Source organism: Methylobacterium hispanicum (assembly GCF_022179285.1).
GTDB lineage: Bacteria > Pseudomonadota > Alphaproteobacteria > Rhizobiales > Beijerinckiaceae > Methylobacterium > Methylobacterium hispanicum.
In genome coordinates this window covers 26,725-43,690 of sequence record NZ_BPQO01000015.1, presented here as the reverse complement: position 1 = coordinate 43,690, position 16,966 = coordinate 26,725, and the positions used below count along the sequence as shown (strand labels likewise).

General features: G+C 72.1%; 19 protein-coding genes. 9 read left to right on the top strand and 10 right to left on the bottom strand.

Annotated features, from left to right (window positions below; all coding sequences use genetic code 11):
* The first annotated feature begins 153 nt into the window (after positions 1-153).
* Positions 154-1,629, top strand: a complete 1,476-nt coding sequence (locus tag MFF56_RS17405; protein WP_156454070.1) for an efflux transporter outer membrane subunit — start codon at positions 154-156, stop codon at positions 1,627-1,629.
* Positions 1,630-1,700: 71 nt separating this feature from the next.
* Positions 1,701-3,233 (top strand): glucose-6-phosphate dehydrogenase, encoded by a 1,533-nt coding sequence (gene zwf, locus MFF56_RS17400; RefSeq protein ID WP_082773393.1) that lies wholly within the window; start codon positions 1,701-1,703, stop codon positions 3,231-3,233.
* Between the two features lie 107 nt (positions 3,234-3,340).
* Here zwf and MFF56_RS17395 read toward each other — a convergent pair whose 3' ends face one another.
* Both MFF56_RS17395 and MFF56_RS17390 read right to left on the bottom strand, forming a co-directional pair.
* Positions 3,341-4,102, bottom strand: coding sequence for a restriction endonuclease (locus MFF56_RS17395; RefSeq protein WP_066928017.1), 762 nt, complete (start codon positions 4,100-4,102; stop codon positions 3,341-3,343).
* A gap of 136 nt (positions 4,103-4,238) precedes the next feature.
* On the bottom strand, positions 4,239-4,676 hold the full coding sequence (locus MFF56_RS17390; RefSeq protein WP_066928016.1) for a Ros/MucR family transcriptional regulator: 438 nt from the start codon (positions 4,674-4,676) through the stop codon (positions 4,239-4,241).
* A 502-nt stretch (positions 4,677-5,178) separates the two neighbouring features.
* Here MFF56_RS17390 and MFF56_RS17385 point away from each other — a divergent pair.
* Positions 5,179-7,878 (top strand): bifunctional acetate--CoA ligase family protein/GNAT family N-acetyltransferase, encoded by a 2,700-nt coding sequence (locus tag MFF56_RS17385; protein ID WP_238230479.1) that lies wholly within the window; start codon positions 5,179-5,181, stop codon positions 7,876-7,878.
* A gap of 46 nt (positions 7,879-7,924) precedes the next feature.
* Here the strand turns inward: MFF56_RS17385 and MFF56_RS17380 are convergent, their stop codons facing one another.
* The 3 genes from MFF56_RS17380 to MFF56_RS17370 all read right to left on the bottom strand — a co-directional run bounded on the left by MFF56_RS17380 (position 7,925) and on the right by MFF56_RS17370 (position 9,929).
* Positions 7,925-8,773 (bottom strand): galactosyltransferase-related protein, encoded by an 849-nt coding sequence (locus tag MFF56_RS17380; RefSeq protein WP_066919564.1) that lies wholly within the window; start codon positions 8,771-8,773, stop codon positions 7,925-7,927.
* Positions 8,774-8,789: 16 nt separating this feature from the next.
* Entirely contained in the window at positions 8,790-9,521 is a 732-nt protein-coding gene (locus tag MFF56_RS17375; RefSeq protein WP_066919562.1) for a PIG-L deacetylase family protein, read from the bottom strand.
* A gap of 87 nt (positions 9,522-9,608) precedes the next feature.
* Complete coding sequence (locus tag MFF56_RS17370) at positions 9,609-9,929, bottom strand: helix-turn-helix domain-containing protein (protein ID WP_238230477.1); 321 nt, start codon at positions 9,927-9,929, stop codon at positions 9,609-9,611.
* A gap of 367 nt (positions 9,930-10,296) precedes the next feature.
* Between MFF56_RS17370 and MFF56_RS17365 the strand changes: the two genes are divergently transcribed.
* The 6 genes from MFF56_RS17365 to MFF56_RS17340 all read left to right on the top strand — a co-directional run bounded on the left by MFF56_RS17365 (position 10,297) and on the right by MFF56_RS17340 (position 13,308).
* Entirely contained in the window at positions 10,297-10,806 is a 510-nt protein-coding gene (locus MFF56_RS17365) for an META domain-containing protein (protein WP_066919182.1), read from the top strand.
* Positions 10,807-10,908: 102 nt separating this feature from the next.
* The gene (locus MFF56_RS17360) at positions 10,909-11,091 is read left to right on the top strand and encodes a hypothetical protein (protein ID WP_066919181.1); all 183 of its coding nucleotides are present in this window, start codon (positions 10,909-10,911) and stop codon (positions 11,089-11,091) included.
* Between the two features lie 369 nt (positions 11,092-11,460).
* Positions 11,461-12,444, top strand: coding sequence for a cysteine synthase A (cysK, locus tag MFF56_RS17355; RefSeq protein WP_066919180.1), 984 nt, complete (start codon positions 11,461-11,463; stop codon positions 12,442-12,444).
* Between the two features lie 86 nt (positions 12,445-12,530).
* On the top strand, positions 12,531-12,857 hold the full coding sequence (locus MFF56_RS17350) for a hypothetical protein (RefSeq protein ID WP_066919178.1): 327 nt from the start codon (positions 12,531-12,533) through the stop codon (positions 12,855-12,857).
* Positions 12,857-13,162, top strand: a complete 306-nt coding sequence (locus MFF56_RS17345; protein ID WP_066919176.1) for a hypothetical protein — start codon at positions 12,857-12,859, stop codon at positions 13,160-13,162. The genes MFF56_RS17350 and MFF56_RS17345 overlap by 1 nt, the downstream gene beginning before the upstream one ends.
* Positions 13,159-13,308 carry a hypothetical protein gene (locus MFF56_RS17340; RefSeq protein WP_197430451.1) on the top strand — a complete coding sequence of 50 codons (150 nt, stop codon included), beginning with the start codon at positions 13,159-13,161 and terminating at the stop codon, positions 13,306-13,308. Before MFF56_RS17345 ends, MFF56_RS17340 begins: the two co-directional genes overlap by 4 nt.
* A gap of 230 nt (positions 13,309-13,538) precedes the next feature.
* Here the strand turns inward: MFF56_RS17340 and proC are convergent, their stop codons facing one another.
* The 5 genes from proC to MFF56_RS17315 form a co-directional block, all read right to left on the bottom strand.
* Positions 13,539-14,360, bottom strand: coding sequence for a pyrroline-5-carboxylate reductase (gene proC, locus MFF56_RS17335; protein ID WP_238230474.1), 822 nt, complete (start codon positions 14,358-14,360; stop codon positions 13,539-13,541).
* Positions 14,361-14,376: 16 nt separating this feature from the next.
* A complete protein-coding gene (locus tag MFF56_RS17330; protein WP_066924356.1) occupies positions 14,377-14,886 on the bottom strand; it encodes a type III secretion system chaperone family protein in 510 nt (169 codons plus the stop codon).
* A gap of 290 nt (positions 14,887-15,176) precedes the next feature.
* On the bottom strand, positions 15,177-15,464 hold the full coding sequence (locus MFF56_RS17325; RefSeq protein ID WP_066924355.1) for an accessory factor UbiK family protein: 288 nt from the start codon (positions 15,462-15,464) through the stop codon (positions 15,177-15,179).
* Between the two features lie 168 nt (positions 15,465-15,632).
* Complete coding sequence (locus MFF56_RS17320; protein ID WP_066924358.1) at positions 15,633-15,893, bottom strand: hypothetical protein; 261 nt, start codon at positions 15,891-15,893, stop codon at positions 15,633-15,635.
* 133 nt (positions 15,894-16,026) lie between these two features.
* Positions 16,027-16,743, bottom strand: a complete 717-nt coding sequence (locus MFF56_RS17315) for a PhoH family protein (protein WP_066924354.1) — start codon at positions 16,741-16,743, stop codon at positions 16,027-16,029.
* Between the last annotated feature and the right edge of the window lie 223 nt (positions 16,744-16,966).

Below are 16,966 nucleotides of genomic sequence, written 5' to 3'. Positions count from 1 at the left end.
CGTAGTCCCGCAGAGAGGGGACACCGCTTCAGGGTAGAGCGTGCCCTTCATGAAGGCTGCGCCTCTATCAGCACCGTCGCTCCCCTCTCCGCGGGACTTCGTCCCGACCCCCCTGCTTCGCAGGGTACCCTCCCCCGCAGAGGGGGGAGGGGGATCGCGCTCGCGCTGGCGCTGACCGCCCTCACCGGCTGCGTCGTCGGCCCGGACTATTCCCGCCCTTCGGTCGAGACCCCGCTCGCCTTCAAGCAGGGCGGCGCCCGCGAGGACAGCGTGGCGCAGGTGGCCGCGAAGAAGAACTGGCGCGCCGCCGCACCCAACGACCACGCCGAGCGCGGCGACTGGTGGCGGGTGTTCAAGGACCCGGCGCTCGACCGGCTGATCCGGCTCGTGGACGTCGACAACCAGAGCCTGCGCCAGTCGGTCGCCGCCTACCGGCAGGCCCGCGCCATCGTAGAGCAGGCCCGCGCCGCGCTCTACCCGACCGTCGTCGGCGCGCCCAGCATCACGCGACAGCGCATCGCCGGCACCGAGCGCACCAGCGTGGCGCTGCTCGGCCAGGCGAGCTGGGAGCTCGACCTGTTCGGCGGCATCCGGCGCAACCTCGAGAGCCAGACGGCCCTGGCCCAGGCGGATGCCGCCCAGCTCGCGCTGACCCGGCTGGCGATCCAGGCGGAGGTCGCGACGAACTACTTCTCGCTGCGCTACGCCGACTCGCTCCAGAAGCTGCTCAACGAGAACGTCGAGAACTTCAAGCGCACGCTCCAGATCACCGAGAACCAGTACAACGCGGGCGTCGCCGCCCGTTCCGACGTGATCACCGCGCAGACGCAGGTCCAGACCACCCAGGCCGCCGCGGTGGCGGTAGCCCTCACCCGCGCGACCTTCGAGCACGCCATCGCCACGCTGATCGGGCGCCCGCCCTCGGAACTGACGCTGCCGGTCGCACTCCTGCCGAACCGCCCGCCCGCGGTGCCGGTCGGCATCCCCTCCGACCTCTTGGAACGCCGTCCCGACGTCGCGCAGGCCGAGCGCCTCGTGCAGTCGCAGAGCGAGCAGATCGGCGTGGCGGTCGCGGCCTTCTACCCGACCGTGACGCTCTCGGCCTCGGGCGGCATCTCGGGCCTGACCCGCAACGGGCTCCTGTCGGCGGCGAACCAGGTGTGGTCGGTCTCGGCCGCCGGCACCGAGGTGCTGTTCGACGGCGGCGCCCGCTCGGCCGCGCTCCAGGCAACACGCGCCGGCTACGACGGCGCGGTCGCCAACTACCGCCAAATCGTGCTCGCGGCCTTCGCGGAGGTCGAGAACGGGTTGGCCGGCGTGCGCATCCTCGCCCGCCAGCAGGCCGCGCAGGACGAGGCCGTGACATCGGCCCGGCGCGCCGTCGAGATCACGCTCAACGAGTACCGGGCCGGCACCCAGAACTTCACCACGGTCGTGACCGCCCAGAACCTGCAGCTCACGAACGAGGTCGCCGCGCTGCAGATCCGGCTCAACCGCTTCACCACGGCGATCACCCTCGTGCGCGCGCTCGGCGGCGGCTGGGACGCGCGCAGCCTGCCCGGCGACGCCGAGCTGAAGGGTGCGCGCCTGCCGATCGACCTGAGCCCGGCGGTGCGGGTGGAGGAGTAGGCGGAACGCCCGCACCCGGGCCTTGTTGACGGTGCAGTTTGCTGCGCCGCGGCGCGTGCGGGAGCCCGACCATGCCCGAACCCGAGAACGAGGCCGAACTGAAGGACGATGCCGCCTGCGGCGTCGCGCCGGCGCCGCCCTGCACGCTGGTGATCTTCGGCGCGATGGGGGACCTGACCAAGCGCCTCCTGATGCCCTCGCTCTACAACCTCGCGGGCGGCGGCCTGCTCGACCGGGACTTCAGGATCCTCGGCGTCGATCACAACGACAACACCGACGAAGGCCTGCGCGCGGCGCTCTCCGAGGCGCTGGAAGCGTTCGCCAAGGACCCGGATTCGGAGTTCCACACCGACCGCATCGACCCGCAGAGCTGGGGCTTCGTGCGCGAGCGCATCCACTTCCTCAAGGGCGACTTCGAGGACCCGGCCCTGTTCGCGGCGCTCGGCGAGCGGGTCTCGGGCAACGCGGTGTTCTATCTCGCGGTCGCGGCCCGCTTCTTCGGAACCGTGGTGGAGGGTTTGGGGAAGGCCGGCCTGCTGAAGCAGACCGAGGACGCCTTCCGGCGCGTGGTGATCGAGAAGCCCTTCGGCCAGGACCTCGAATCGGCGAAGGCGCTCAACGCTCGCATCCTGAAATGCGCCGACGAGAGCCAGTTCTACCGGATCGACCACTTCCTGGGTAAGGAGACGGTGCAGTCGATCCTGGCGATGCGCTTCGCCAACGGCATGCTGGAGCCGGTCTGGCGGCGCGAGTACGTGGACAGCGTGCAGATCACCGCCGCCGAGACGGTGGGCGTCGAGGAGCGCGGCGGATTCTACGAACCCACGGGCGCGCTGCGCGACATGGTGCCCAACCACCTGTTCCAGCTGCTCTGCATGGTGGCGATGGAGCCGCCGAACTCCTTCGGCGCGGAGGCCGTGCGCAACGAGAAGGCGAAGCTGGAGGAGGCCGTCCGGCCGGTCACCCCGGACGACGCGGTGCGCGGCCAGTACACGGCCGGGCGGCTCGACGGGCAGGATCTCCCGGGCTACCGCGACGAGCACAACGTGGCGCGCGATTCCACGACCGAGACCTACGTCGCGCTGAAGCTCACGATCGACAACTGGCGCTGGGCCGGGGTGCCGTTCTACCTGCGCACCGGCAAGCGCATGGCGAGCCGGCGCACCGAGATCGCGGTGCTGTTCAAGCCCGCGCCCTTCCGGCTGTTCGAGGGCCACGGCGTCGATCCGCTGACGCCGAACGTGATGCGCATCACCATCGACCCGCAGCACGGCGCGACGACCGAGCTCAACGTGAAGGTGCCGGGCCCGAAGATGCGCATCGGCCGGGTGCGGACCAGTTTCCGCTACGCCGACTTCTTCGCGAACCAGCCGAATGTCGGCTACGAGACGCTGCTCTACGACTGCATGACCGGCGACGCGACCCTGTTCCAGCGCGCCGACAACATCGAGGCGGGCTGGGCGGCGGTCGATCCGCTGCTGAAGGGCTGGCCGCAGGCCGACGTCGCGTTCTATCCCGTCGGCAGCGACGGCCCGGAGGAGGCGGACGCGCTGCTCGCCCGCGACGGGCGCCACTGGCTCGGGCTCGACGGTGAGACGGATTGATACCGTTTCCGGTTGATGGGTTCGGTCTAACGCATCGTCTCGGAACGAAGCGCAAGCTGCCCTATGCGACAGCCCTGCTTCTGCGGGGGGAGGGAGAGCGTCGCGCCTCACGCCTCCACCAGCAGATCCTCGTCCGCCAGCGTCCCCAGCGCGTCGTGGTGCAGGAGCACGACGCCCGTGGCGGCGGCGAGCTTGCGGGCGGCGGGGGTGAAGCCCGCGTTCGAGACCACGGCCGCCGCCTGCGCCTCCCAGTAGCGGCGGGCGGCAGCCGCCTCCTGCACCGCGGCGTTGCCGACCGGCTTGCCGTAGCGCTTGCACTGCACGACGAGGCGGGTGCGCCCGCGCGTCGCCACGATGTCGGCGCCCTGGTCGCCGCTCGCGGGAGTCGGGTGGGCGCGCCAGCCCGCCGCCTTCAGCCTTCCCAGGCAGAATTGCTCGTAGCCGATCCCGTCCTCCGGGGCCTCGTCGGCCTCGGGGAGGTCGGCGGCCTCCGCCACCGCCTCGACGATCGCCAACGCCTCGGGTCGGCGCGTCACCACGTAGTCCGGAAAGCGCGCCTCCAGTTGCGGCAGGACCGTGCGGTCGAGGAAGTAGTCGCACTCGCGCAGCCAGCCGTCGCGGATCTCGTTGCCGTAGGCGTCCACGAAGCATTCCTGGCGCCGGCGCAGCGCTAGCGTTCCGGCGTGCCGGCGCGCGATCCGGCGCACGCGGGCCCGGAAGCGACCCGGCCGTCCGAGATGGCGCAGCAGGACGAGGCAGAGCCCCGCCACGGTCGCGCCGAGGGCGGGCGGGCCGTAGACGAGGCCGAGGCCGAGGCCCGCCACGCTCGTCCAGAACAGGCGGGCGACGAGGCTGGGCTGGCCGGACATGAAACCCTCGCGAGGAGACCGGGCGTGACCGCGTGACCGCGTGACCGGCCGGTCATCGCAGCCGGGCCTTGCCCGATCTCTAACGGGCGCGGCCCGGCGGCGCGGAGGCCCGCGATCCCTGTGGATCGCGCCGGCTCTACGCCTCGCCGCCCGCGTCCCGTCCCTTGCGGCGCTGCTGGCCGAGCCCCATCGCGCGGGCGAGGTCCGAGCGGGCGGCGGCGTAGTTCGGCGCCACCATGGGATAGTCGGGCGAGAGGTTCCAGCGCTCCCGATACTGCTCCGGCGTGAGGTTGTAGCGCGCGCGCAGGTGCCGCTTCAGGGATTTGAACGTCTTCCCGTCCTCGAGGCAGATCAGGTAATCGGGCCGGATCGAGCGGCTGACCGGCACGGCCGGCGCGCGGGCCGGCGCGGCCTCGGCCTCCGGGGGGCGCGCGAGTTGATTCAGAGTTGCGTGGACCGTGCCGATCAGGGCGGCCAGCTCGTCCGGGGAGACTGCGTTTCTGCTGATGAATGCCGAGACGATATCTGTCGTAATGACGACGTAATCCGGCTCAACACCGTTATCGGTCCGCATCACCTGTTCCTCCCCCTCGAAGACAACACTCGCTTCGCCTCTCGGCCGGCCGGCGATCGCGAGAGCGGCGGCACATTCAAGGTTGTCCGGCGCGGGGTACTATGGTTTCGGCTCTTTCAAAGCAACCGGTAAAATTGGGCCGTACTCTAGAGACACCCCGGTTGTTGCAGGAACGGCAGGACCAGACGCCGTGTCGCACCGGCACTTGCGGCTCCGGGCGGCGGACCGGGCGTGCATCGGGGGCAACGATGGGCTAAGTGCAGCACGCGAAACGCCACCTCGGCCAAAATCCCCGGGCCGAAACCCTGCGCCGAACACCCAGGGCCGACGGACCCGGCGTCGACAGACCCGGCGGTGCCGGCGATGACGGGGATTGGGCGCCGGGGCGGCCACCGGACCGGCCGCCGGAGCGGGCGACGACGGACAGGGCCTCGGCGGCGTTGCGTGCGCGGTCCGGGTGGCACGGGAAGCGGGTTTCGGCCCGCGGACGGGAGCGGCGGCCTTGAGCACCTACCGGTTCGACGCCTTGCTGAACCCGCGCACCGTCGCCCTGGTGGGCGCGGGCGAGCGCGAGGGTTCGCTCGGCCGCGCCGTGCTGGAGAACCTGCGGGCGGCCGGCTTTCCGGGCCGCGTCCTACCGGTCAACCCGAGCCACGCGAGTGTGGCGGGCTACCCGTGCGTCGCCCAGGTCTCGGACCTCGCCGAGGCGCCCGACCTCGTGGTGATCGCCGCGCCCCCCGCCGCCGTGCCGGACATCGTCGCGGATGCGGGCCGGATCGGGGCCCGCGCCGCCGCGATCCTCACCGCGCATCTCGGCACCGGCCCGGACGATCCGGGCCCGCGCGCGCGGGCCATCGCCCGCGCCCACGGCCTGCGCCTGCTCGGGCCCGACAGCGCCGGGCTGGTGGTGCCCTCCGCCCGCCTCAACGTCAGCCTGTTCGCCCACATGCCGCAGGCGGGCGACCTCGCGCTGGTCTCCACCTCGGGCACGGTCGCGGCCGCGATCGTCGCGTGGGCGAGCCGGCACGGGATCGGCCTCTCGGCGGCGCTGGCGCTCGGCAGCGCCTGCGACGTGGACGTCGCCGACTGCCTCGACCATTTCGCTGGCGACTACCGCACCCGGGCGATCCTGCTCTGCCTCGACCAGATCGACAACGCCCGCCGCTTCATGTCGGCCGCCCGCGCGGCGGCGCGCTCGAAGCCCGTGGTGGTGCTCCGCAGCGGGCGCCACCGGCCCGACCGCACCGCTTCCGGCGGCCACGCCCCGGAGACCCATACGGGCGCGCTCGCCAAGCCCGACGCCGTCTACGCCGCCGCCTTCCGCCGGGCGGGCCTGCTCGCCGTGCAGGACCTCGACGAGATGTTCTCGGCGGTCGAGACGCTCGGGCGCCAGCGGCCCTTCCCGGGCCGGCGGCTCGCCATCCTGACCAACGGGCGCGGCGTCGGCGAGCTCGCCGCGGACCGATTGGCCGAGCGCGGCGGGACGCTCGCCGCCGTGACGCCCGCCGACGGCCTCACGCCCGAGAACCCGATCGATCTCGGCATCGACGCGGACGGGCCGGCCTTCGCGGCGGCCCTGAAGCCGCTGCTCGCCGACCGGGAGAACGACGCGGTGCTGGCGATCCACGTGCCGACCGCCCGCTCGAACGCCGCCGCGGTGGCGGAGGCGGTCGCCGGGACGGTGCGGGAGGCGCGCGCCGGCACGACCCGGAAGAAGCCGGTTTTCGCGGTCTCCCTCGGTGCGGACGAGACGGAGGGCGCCGCGCTCTCGGCGGCCGGCATCCCGCGCTTCACGACGGATTCCGAGGCGATCGAGGGCTTCCTCCACCTCGTGCGCTACCGCGAGGCGCAGGACGACCTGATGCGCACGCCGGACTCGCTGCCGCGCGACTTCCACGCCGACACCCAGGCCGCCCGCGGCATCGTCGCCCGCGCGCTGCGCCAGGGCGCGACCTGGCTCGACCCGATCTCGGTGATGGAGCTGCTCGAGGCCTACGACATCGCCTCGGTGCCGCTGACGCTGGCCCCCGACATCGACGCGGCCGCCGCCGCCGCATGGCCGGTGATCGCCGCGGGCGGCGCGGTCGCCCTGAAGGTCGTCTCGCCGGACGTGGTGCACAAATCCGATATCGGCGGCGTGCATCTCGACCTCGTGAGCGAGGCCGACGTGCGCGGCGCGGCGCGCGCGATCCTGGCCCGGGCTCGGCGCGAGCGGCCGGAGGCGCGCATCACGGGCTTCGCGGTGCAGCCGATGGTGCGCCGGGGGCGCCGCCGCGAGCTGATCGCGGGGCTCGCCGAGGATCCGACCTTCGGGCCCGTCGTGGTGTTCGGGCGCGGGGGTACCGCGGTCGAGGTGATCGACGACCGGGCGCTCGGCCTGCCGCCCCTCGATCTCGGGCTCGCCGAGGACCTGATCTCGCGCACCCGGGTGGCGCGCCGCCTCGAGGCCTACCGCGACGTGCCGGCCGCCGACACGCGGGCGATCGCCCTGACGCTCGTCAAGCTCGCCCAGCTCGCCGCCGACCTGCCGCAGGTGCGCGAGCTCGACATCAACCCGCTCTTGGCCGACGAGACCGGCGTCGTGGCCCTCGACGCGCGGGTGCGGATCGGGCGCGGCTATCCCGATCGCCGGGTCGGGCGCGGCCATCCGCGCTTCGCCATCCGGCCCTACCCCACCGCCTGGATGAGGACGATGTCGCTGAAGGGCCGCGCCATCCACGTGCGCCCGGTCCGGCCAGAGGACGAGCCGCTGTTCCGCGCCTTCTTCGCCACGATCGACCCGGAGGACGTGCGCCTGCGCTTCTTCGCGCCGGTGCGCGAGTTCAGCCACGCCTTCCTGGCCCGGTTGACGCAGCTCGACTACGCCCGCGCCATCGCCTTCGTGGCGCTCGACGAGTCGGCCACCGAGGAGGGCCGCCGGATGCTCGGCGCCGTGCGCCTCCACGCCGACGCAAACGGCGAGAGCGGCGAGTTCGCGATCCTGGTCCGGACGGAGGCCCGCGGCACGGGACTCGCCTACGCGCTGATGCGGCTGATGATCGACTGGGCGCGCTCGGAGGGCATCGCCCGCGTCGAGGGCTCGGTGCTCGCCGAGAACCGCCCGATGCTCGCCGTCTGCCGCCGGTTGGGCTTCGGCCAGCACCCGGACCCGGAGGATGCCGGCATGGTCAAGGTGAAGCTGCCCCTGACGCAGGCGGGGTGAGCGCCGACGCTCTCCCTCCCCCTCTGCGGAGGAGGGAGAATGCGCGCTAGAACGGCCGCGAATCCGGCAGGCGCGCCGCGGCGATCTCCTCAGGGCTTGGCAGGCGGCGCAGAACCAGCGCCTCGCTGCGATCCGCCGCCACCAGCCCCAACCCCGCGAAGGCGTCGAGCCAGCCGTCCATCGGCCAGAAGCCGTGTCGGGCGTGGAAGCGGTTGGCGTTGCGCACGATGTCGGCGACGTGCTGCACCGGCGGGTCGTAGGCCGGGTGGTGCTGGTGCCAGGCACGGCCCTCGGCAGCGAACAGCACCGGCACCCCGGCCTCCGCCGCCCGGAAGGCGAGATCGGTGTCCTCGGCACCGTAGCCGTCGAAGCCCTCGTCGAATCCGCCGAGCCGGTCGTAGGTCGCGGCCCGTACCGCGAAGGCCAGCGACCAGAACAGGCCGGGCTGCGGCGCCGGCACGACGCCCGATTGGGGGAAGCTGCGCACCGGGTGGAGTTGCCCCGCCGCATCGAGATCCGCCGCCTGCCAGCCGTCCCGCACGGCGCCGGCCGGCAGGTACGAGATCGCGCAGCAGATCAGCGCGTCGTGCTCGGCCGCGCAGGCCCCGAGGCCCGCGACGAGGTCGGCCGAGGGGATGCAATCCACGTCGAGGAAGACCAGGATCTCGCCCGAGGCCGCGCGCCGGCCCGCGTTCCGGGCGGCGGCGAGCGGCAGGCCGTCGCCGTCGAGCAGGACCCGCCGCAGCGGGAAGCCGTGATCGGGCAGGGGCGCGTCGTCGCCGCCCATCTCGACCACCACGCACTCGGCCGGATGGTCGCCGCGCCCGAGCCCTTCGAGCAGGCGCAGCAGGTGGGCCCGGCGGCCCTTGTTCAGGGTGATGACGCTGGTGCGCATGGAATCCGCTCCGCCGTCAGACCGCGACGAAGCGCTCGTGCGGCCCGCACAGCCGCTCGATCATCTGCGCCTCCAGGCGAAATCCTTCGGGATCGTCGGAGATCAGGTCGGTGGTCTGCGAGGCGTGGGCGTTGACCGCCCGCACCTTGGCGTCCCGATGCGCGGAGACGTCGAGGCGGAAACCCCGCGGCTCGGGGCCCACCTCGGTCTCGGGCGGCAGGGTCCAGCCCCAGACCGGGTACTCGTAGAGGCGGCTCGCTCCGAGCTGAGGCCGGGCGAGCGCCACGATCGCGGCCGAGGCCTGATGGTCGCAGTGCGGGTCGTGCCGCCAGGTCACGAAGACCGCGCCCGCCCCGCAGGCACGGGCGGCGGCCGCCACCGCGTCCGCGGCGGCCTGGGCGGCCGGCCCCGCGCTCGGCACGTGCGCGTCGGGCAGGCGCAGGAAGGCCACGTCCCCGGGCGCCATGCCGAGTTCGGCCACGGCGCGCCGGGTCTCGTCCTCGCGCAGGCTGCGCAGGCGCTCCGGCGGATAGAGCTTCGAGTGGGTGTGCGAGCCGCAGCCGTCGCTGACCACGACGAGGCGGACGGGCCGTCCGAGGCGACGGGCCTCGGCGATCAGGCCGCCGCAGCCCAGGCTCTCGTCATCGGGATGGGGCGCGACCACCACGATCCCCCCCTCGCCCACCAGGGTCGCGAGATCCGCGACGGGGAGTCGATCGGCGGCGGAGAGGAAGTCGTCGACACGCATGGCGCACCCTCGAGACGAGATGCGCCGTCCTGTACGGCCCGCCAGATGAATGCGGCCTGAGAGCGGGCCGATTCCCGCTGCGGCCCGCTACCGATCGTTCTCGGTGGTCAGATCCTGCAACCGGGTGCCCTCGCCCTGGCCCTTGGCGTCGAGGCGCACGCCCGGCGTGGGCAGGTCGGTGAAGACGGCCCCGGCGGACGCCAGCGCGCTGCGCAGGGCCTCGATCTGCCCGGCCGGCGGATCGCCGTAGCCCGCCTCGAAGTCGCGCACGAACCGCTCGTCGAGGCCGACCTTGCGGGCGAGGTCCGCCTCCGACCAGCCGAGCAGCCCGCGGGCCGCGCGCGACTGCTCGGGCGCCATCGCCCGCGCGACCGCGCCGCTCTGAGCGCCCTCGTCCGATCCCGTCACGGCTCGTCCTCCGCCTCGATCCCGGCGCCGTGCCGGGTGCCTGCACGCGGGACAACGCCGATGCGGCGGCGTTCGGTTCCGCAGAGCGCGAGAGGGGGACGGATCCGGGCCCGTCGATCCCGGGGGATGGCGCCCCGCCCCGGCTCCGGCGCGCCTTGACCATAATTGTGCTGAAATCCTATCGGATTGGCGCTGGTGCACGTCCCGAATCCGAACCGGTCACCGCCGGCGTCCGATCCCCGGACAAGGCAAGGCGTGCGGCGGGCCCGCGCGGCCCGCTTGGCGAACCACTTGGCGAAACCACGTGCGGCTCGGCCCGTACCGCCGATGCAGGCGGGCAGGCGGCCGAGCAAGAGGGGCGTGAACGATGAGAACGATCCGGATCGCCGCGCTGGCCTGCGCGGTTCTGGCCGCCGACATGGCGACGGCGATCGAGGCCGGGGCGCAGAGCCCGAACATCTCCGGCTTCGGCCGCGCCAACCGCACGCCGGGCGGCGAGGAGAAGAAGCCGCAATACGTGCCCCCGACGAAGCAGACCGAGAAGATCTTTCCGCTCGACTCGACCTGGACCGCGGTGAGCATCAACGGCAAGCCCTTCGCGGGCGGTGACCGGCCGAGCTTCATCATCGACAAGCAGTACCGCGCCCGCGGCTACGGCGGCTGCAACACCTTCGCGGCCACCGCCTTCCCGCTGCGCGACCAGCACCTCGCGGTCGGCCCGCTCGCGCTGACCAAGAAGCCCTGCGACAAGGGGCTGGCCGCCACCGAGCAGGCCTTCTTCGTGGCGCTGCGCACCGCGGCCCAGTGGGATCTGGTCGGCTCGCAGCTCGTCCTGAAGAGCCCGAACGGCGAGCTGCGCTTCGACCGGGCGCTTTAACCCTTCGCTGACCATGCGGCCGGCTCGCCCGGCCCGATTCAGCCCCCGTTGACCGGTGGGGGCGCCTTCTCCCGCCCGTTGTCCACGGGTGGAGCGGCGTAGATGGCTGGCAGGATCTCGGCTGGCAGGATCGGCCTCGGGGGCCAAGCTCCCCTGCGGGCGGGCGCGCCGCGCGATCCCCGCTTCGTCGCGCCCCGCAGCTCGCATCCCGGCGCCCTCTGGCTCGCCGCCGCCGCCCCGTTCGCGGCGACGCTTATCCTGCTCGCGGCGCGCCTGGCCGCCTGAGGCGATTACCGCGGCGATTGCCCCCTCCCGGGGCCGATCGGCCCTTCGCAGCGCGGAGGGACCTCCCCTCCTCGCCCGGTGTCCCAACGGCCTCCGGATCCTGTCGGCCGCATATCGACGGCGACCGCGTGCGAACCGGGACCACCCGGGCACAAGAGAACGAACTTCCAAGTCCAACCGCGCGCGCAGCGATACTCTTCCCCTGACCGCGAGATCTCGCCGCGGCAGGGAAAAGATTTGTCGAATCCTCAAGTTAGCCCGATTGCCCGAGGCGAGGTGACGCGATATCGCCTGCCCTCACGGCGGGCAGCCCGGGGACGAGATCCGGCGCGCCCGCGTCCGAGACGGTTCGACGAAAGGGAGATCGCAATGGCCGGCAGCGCAGAGACGACCACCGGGACACGACAGGTCGGGCACGGGCGGGTCTACGGCTCGATCACCGAGACGATCGGCAACACCCCCCTGGTGCGCCTGAACCGGCTGCCGAAGGAGCGCGGCGTCGAGGCCGAGATCCTGCTCAAGCTCGAGTTCTTCAACCCGATCGCCAGCGTGAAGGACCGCATCGGCGTCAACATGATCGACGCGCTGGAGGCCTCCGGCCAGCTCAAGCCCGGCGGCACGCTGGTCGAGCCGACCTCGGGCAACACCGGCATCGCGCTGGCCTTCGTGGCCGCCGCCCGCGGCTACCGCCTGATCCTGGTGATGCCCGAGACGATGTCGCTGGAGCGCCGCAAGATGCTGGCCTTCCTGGGCGCTCAGCTGGAGCTGACCCCTGGCCCGCAGGGCATGAAGGGCGCGATCGCCAAGGCCGAAGAGCTCTTGAACACGATCCCCGGCGCCGTGATGCCGCAGCAATTCTCCAACCCGGCCAACCCCGAGATCCACCGCAAGACCACCGCCGAGGAGATCTGGGCCGACACCAACGGCCAGCTCGACGCCTTCGTGGCGGGCGTGGGCACCGGCGGCACCGTGACGGGCGTCGGCGAGGTGCTGAAGCCCCGCATCCCGGGCCTGAAGGTCTTCGCGGTCGAGCCGGAGGATTCCCCGGTCATCTCCGGCGGTCAGCCGGGCCCGCACAAGATCCAGGGCATCGGCGCCGGCTTCATCCCCGGCAACCTGCACACCGACATCCTCGACGGCGTGCTGAAGGTCTCGAACCAGACCGCCTTCGACACGGCGCGCGACCTCGCCAAGTTCGAGGGCATCCCGGGCGGCATCTCGACGGGCGGCAACGTCGCGGCGGCGCTCGAGTTGGCGAGCCGGCCCGAGTTCAAGGGCAAGCGCATCGTCACCGTCGCCTGCTCCTTCGCCGAGCGCTACATCTCCTCGGCGCTGTTCGAGGGCATCGGCTAGAGCCGACACGCGTCCGCGGCGGCCTGCCGCCGCGGACGCAACCTCGCTGCGCGGCATCTGTTGTCAGGCGACAGAGAGGAGCCGCCATGACAGCAGGCAACAGCGAGCGCCCGACGCTCAAGGATTTCGACGCCTACGCCGACCGCAACGGCCAGGATCTCGGGCAGGATTCGCCCCGCGACCTCGGCGTGCCGCAGCGGACGCAAGGCGATCTGAAGCGCGACCCGCAAGGGCAGGCCGAGACCGCCCGCATCGCCTCCGGCACGCCGGGTGAGGACGCCACCGACGCGACCGAGGCCGAGACGCCTCCCGAGAACCTCGCCCGCCTGCGCGGCGAGGGATCGAAGGGGGCCGCCGAGGAGGCGATCGAGCGGGCGACCGCCGCGGTCGGCCAGGACGACGGGAAGCGCTGATGAGTCCGCGCGAACCCGAGACCGTCACCCGCAAGCCCGACGACGATGTCGGCACGCCCGGCTCGAGCCCGGCGGGCGGAGGTCGCCAGACCGGGGATCAGGCCGCGATCACCGACATGGATGCGGGCGGGCGCAGCGACGCCGAGCGCAACGCCGGCTGGGAGGCGGGCGCGGCCGGCCAATCCCCGCCGGCGCTCGGCGGCTCGTCCGGCGGCCATTCCGACCAGAAGCCCGCACGGGGCCCCGACGCCGACCGCAAGGTCGCCGGCGGCCTGAGCAAGCCCGAGCGCGAGGAGGGCGCATGAGCGACGAGAAGAAGTCCGACGACAAGCCCGCCAACATCGCCCCGGACGCGGTGAAGGACCCGAACGAGAAGACGGACGGGCACCCGGGCGCCGGCCCGAAGGGCGGCGCCACGCAGCGCGACGAGACGGACCCGGGCGGAAGCTGAGGGCGTTTTCGGGGGCTCTCCGATCCGGGCCAGCCTGCGCGCCGCTCCCTCCCCCCTTTGCGGGGGAGGGTGGCACCCGAAGGGTGACGGGTGAGGGGACCCCAGCTTCAGGATTGAGCCGTGCCCTGCATGAAGGCCCCACCTTTTCCGTTCGCCGGGTTCCCCTCTCCCGACCCCTGCTAACGCAGGGGCCACCCTCCCCCGCAGAAGGGGGAGGGAGGGCGCGTGGATCAGCCCGACAGCTCGCCCGCGCGGCGCTTGGCTGCCGCGACGGCCTCGCCCATCAGGCGACCGAGGCCGTCCTCGCGCATCAGCACATCGAGAGCGGCGGCCGTGGTGCCGCCGGGAGAGGTGACGTTCCGGCGCAGTTGCGCCGCATCCTCGGGGCTCGCTTCGAGCAGGGCGCCGGAGCCGGTGACGGTCGCGCGGGCGAGCCGGGCCGCGACCTCGGGTGCGAGCCCTGCCGCCACGCCGGCCTCGGCCAGCGCCTCGACCAGCAGGAAGACGTAGGCCGGCCCCGAGCCCGAGACGGCCGTGACCGCATCGATCTGCGCCTCCGCGTCGAGCCACTCGGTGAGCCCCGCGGCAGAGAGCAGCGCCTCCGCGACGGCGCGCTGCTCGGCCGTAACCTCGGCGCTCGCCACCGCCCCGGTCGCGCCCCGCCCGACGCTCGCCGGCAGGTTCGGCATCGCCCGCACGACGGCCCGCGCCCCGGGCAGGCGCGCCTTCAGGTCCGCGATGGTCTTGCCAGCCAGGATGGACAGGACGAGCGTGCCGGGGCCGACGAGCGGCGACAGCGCGACTGCCGCGGCCTCCAGGCCCTGCGGCTTGATGCCGAGCACCATCACCGCGGCCAGCGCGGGATCGGCCGGGTTGAGCGCGATGCCGCGCTCCGCGCAGAGCGCGGCGATTGCACCGGAGGGGGCCGGATCGAGGATCGTGACGGCGCGCGGGTCGAGCCCGGCCTCGAGCCAGCCGGCGAGCATCGCCCCGCCCATCTTGCCGGCGCCGACGAGGGTGAGAGAGGCGGGCAGGCGTCCGATGGCGGTCATCGTGATCGAAAAATCCTCAGGCCTCGCCCTCGGTCTCGAACAGCACGGCGTCGAGGGCCTCGCGGGCCGTCTTGCCCGCCCAGAGCACGAACTGGAAGGCCTGATAGTAGCGCTCGCAGGCATCGACCGCCGACTTCATCAGCGTCGCGCATTGCGGATGGGTGGGGATGACGCCGCCCGTGAGCAGCAGCGCGTGGCGGAACATCACCACGTTGTCGCTCGACCAGAGGTCGAAATGGCCGATCCAGAGCTGCTCGTTGACCAGCGCGATCAGCCGCAACACCTCGACGCGCTGGCGCTCGGGCACCTTGAGATCGAACGCGCAGGCGACGTGCAGCGCCTCCATGTCCTCGATCCAGGTGAAGGCGAGATGGTAGTCCGTCCAGCGCCCGGGGCTGGTGACGGACATCTCGTCCGTCTCCGCCCGGTCGAAGATCCAGTCGCGCAGGGAGGCCAGGCGCTCGACCACGTCGAGCGGGTGCTCGATCCGGTCCTGGTCTTCGATGTCGACGTGAAGCTGGGGCATGACGATCCGGACTGGCGGCCGGGGTCTGGCCGCAGTGGCATGGTGTTGGTGAAGCAACCGGGCGTCCAAACGCGCCCCAACGCAGTAAAGCTCGACCATTCGGGGTCTTGAGCGATGATGCGAAGGATCACGTGTCGGCGGTCATCGGTGCGCTCGGGCGAATCAGAACCTGACCGACTATAGACCGGGCGGGAGTCGCGACACAAAGCGGGCCGCCCGCCCGGTGAACAGGAAACGGAACCGGCAGCTCCGCTTCCCTGTGCAAAAGCCGAAGCGCCCGGCCGCTCGGCTCAGACGCCCTCGCTCGCGCCCGCGGAGGCCGTTCCGGGCTTGTCGCCGAGCTTCGCCTCGAGGGCCGTGACGCGGGCGGCCAGCGCATCGTTCTGGGTGCGCAGCGTGCTCACGAGGTCGCGCAGCACATCAACCTCCTCGCGCGAGGCGATGTCCATGTCGCGGATCAGGCGCTCGAACTGGGCGCGGACCACAGTCTCGGCCTCCCGGCGCACGCCCTGCGCGGCCCCGGCCGCATCGGTCATCATCCGGGCGAAGTCGTCGAACAGGCGGTTGGAGGGGGGCATGGTCGTCTCCCGGAAAGCCAGAGATGCGGCGTGCATGTCACGCGGGCGGCCGTGAAGGGAATCCCGCGCGGCCGCGGCAATCTGCCTGCATCCACAGGCGCCGCTCCGCCAGCCCCCGAATGGAAACGGGGCCCCGAAGGGCCCCGATCCGACGCGCGAGCGCGCTGCTTACATGTTGCGCATCATGTGCCGCCGCATCATCCGGCGCTCCATGTGTCGACGCATGGCGCGGCGCTCCATCCGACGCTCGATGTGACGGCGTACCGCCCGACGCTCCATGCGCCGCTCCATCGGCGTCATCTGGACATGGGTGACGGCGTCGGGCGCGCTCACGCCCGCGGGCATCCCGGGAGCCGCGGAGGCCGGGCCGGCAAGGGCAGCGGCACCCATCGCGGCGGCGACGGCGAAGGCGAAGGTCAGTTTCCTCACGGGAGATTCCTGGTCTCGAATGTCCGGGCGCGGCACCCGGTTCATCCTCCCGTTCGGGAGGTTCGGAGCAGTTTCTCGCGCCCGAGCGGGCACGGCGGACCTCCGCAGGGGTCCGCCGTGCCCAACCCTTCAATCAGAGATTGGTTTCCTCGAAAGCCTTCACCCACTCCGCGCAGATGCCGGAGCGGACGATGTCGTCGCGGGTGAACTCAACCACCGGGATCGGCATCATCCGGCTCTTCACGAGGTGGATCACGGTGCGCAGGCCGGAGGTCTCGCGCAGGTCGGTCTGCGAGACGTCGCCGTTGATGATCACCTGGCAATCGTCGCCGATGCGGGTGAGGAACATCTTGATCTCGGCCGTGGTGGTGTTCTGCGCCTCGTCGAGGATCACGAGGCAGTTCTTGAAGGTGCGCCCGCGCATCACCTCGAAGGGCACGATCTCGATGTCGCCGGCCTTCAGCGCGATCTCGAAGGCGGCCTGGCCCATCCGCTCCTTCATGGCCTCCGTGAGCGGCGCCACCCAGGGAGCGATCTTCTCCTCGAGCGTGCCGGGGAAGAAGCCGAGCGAGCGGCCCGAGGGCACGTTCGGCCGCGTGATCACGACCTTGGCGATGCGGCGCTGGCGGAGCTGGTCGGCGGCTCGGGTTCCGGCGATGAAGGTCTTGCCCGTCCCGGCGGGCCCCAGAACGATGACTTGCGCGTGCTTGGCGAGGGCGTCGAGATATTCGCCCTGCCGGTCGGTCAGTGGTTGGATCGGACTTAAACAACGTTCCTCGTCGAACCGGGTCCGGTGCACCCGGGCACCGCGATCTTCCACCAGCTCGAGTCGTGCGCGCCGTCTTTTCATCGATCAACACTCCACCTGGACTTGCCAATCTGGAACTGTCACTGCGCTGTCGTCGTATACCTTTTATTCAGACCTGTTTTGCCTCTTGCACCTCAATGATGGACCATGTTCGTGGGTTCCATCTTGGCCCCAGATGCCTGTGCAAACCGGCACGAATCCGGCAAGCAACGACCGCACCAAGCCGGCGCAGACGCGCGAGCTTCAGCGCCGGCGTTGCATTTCG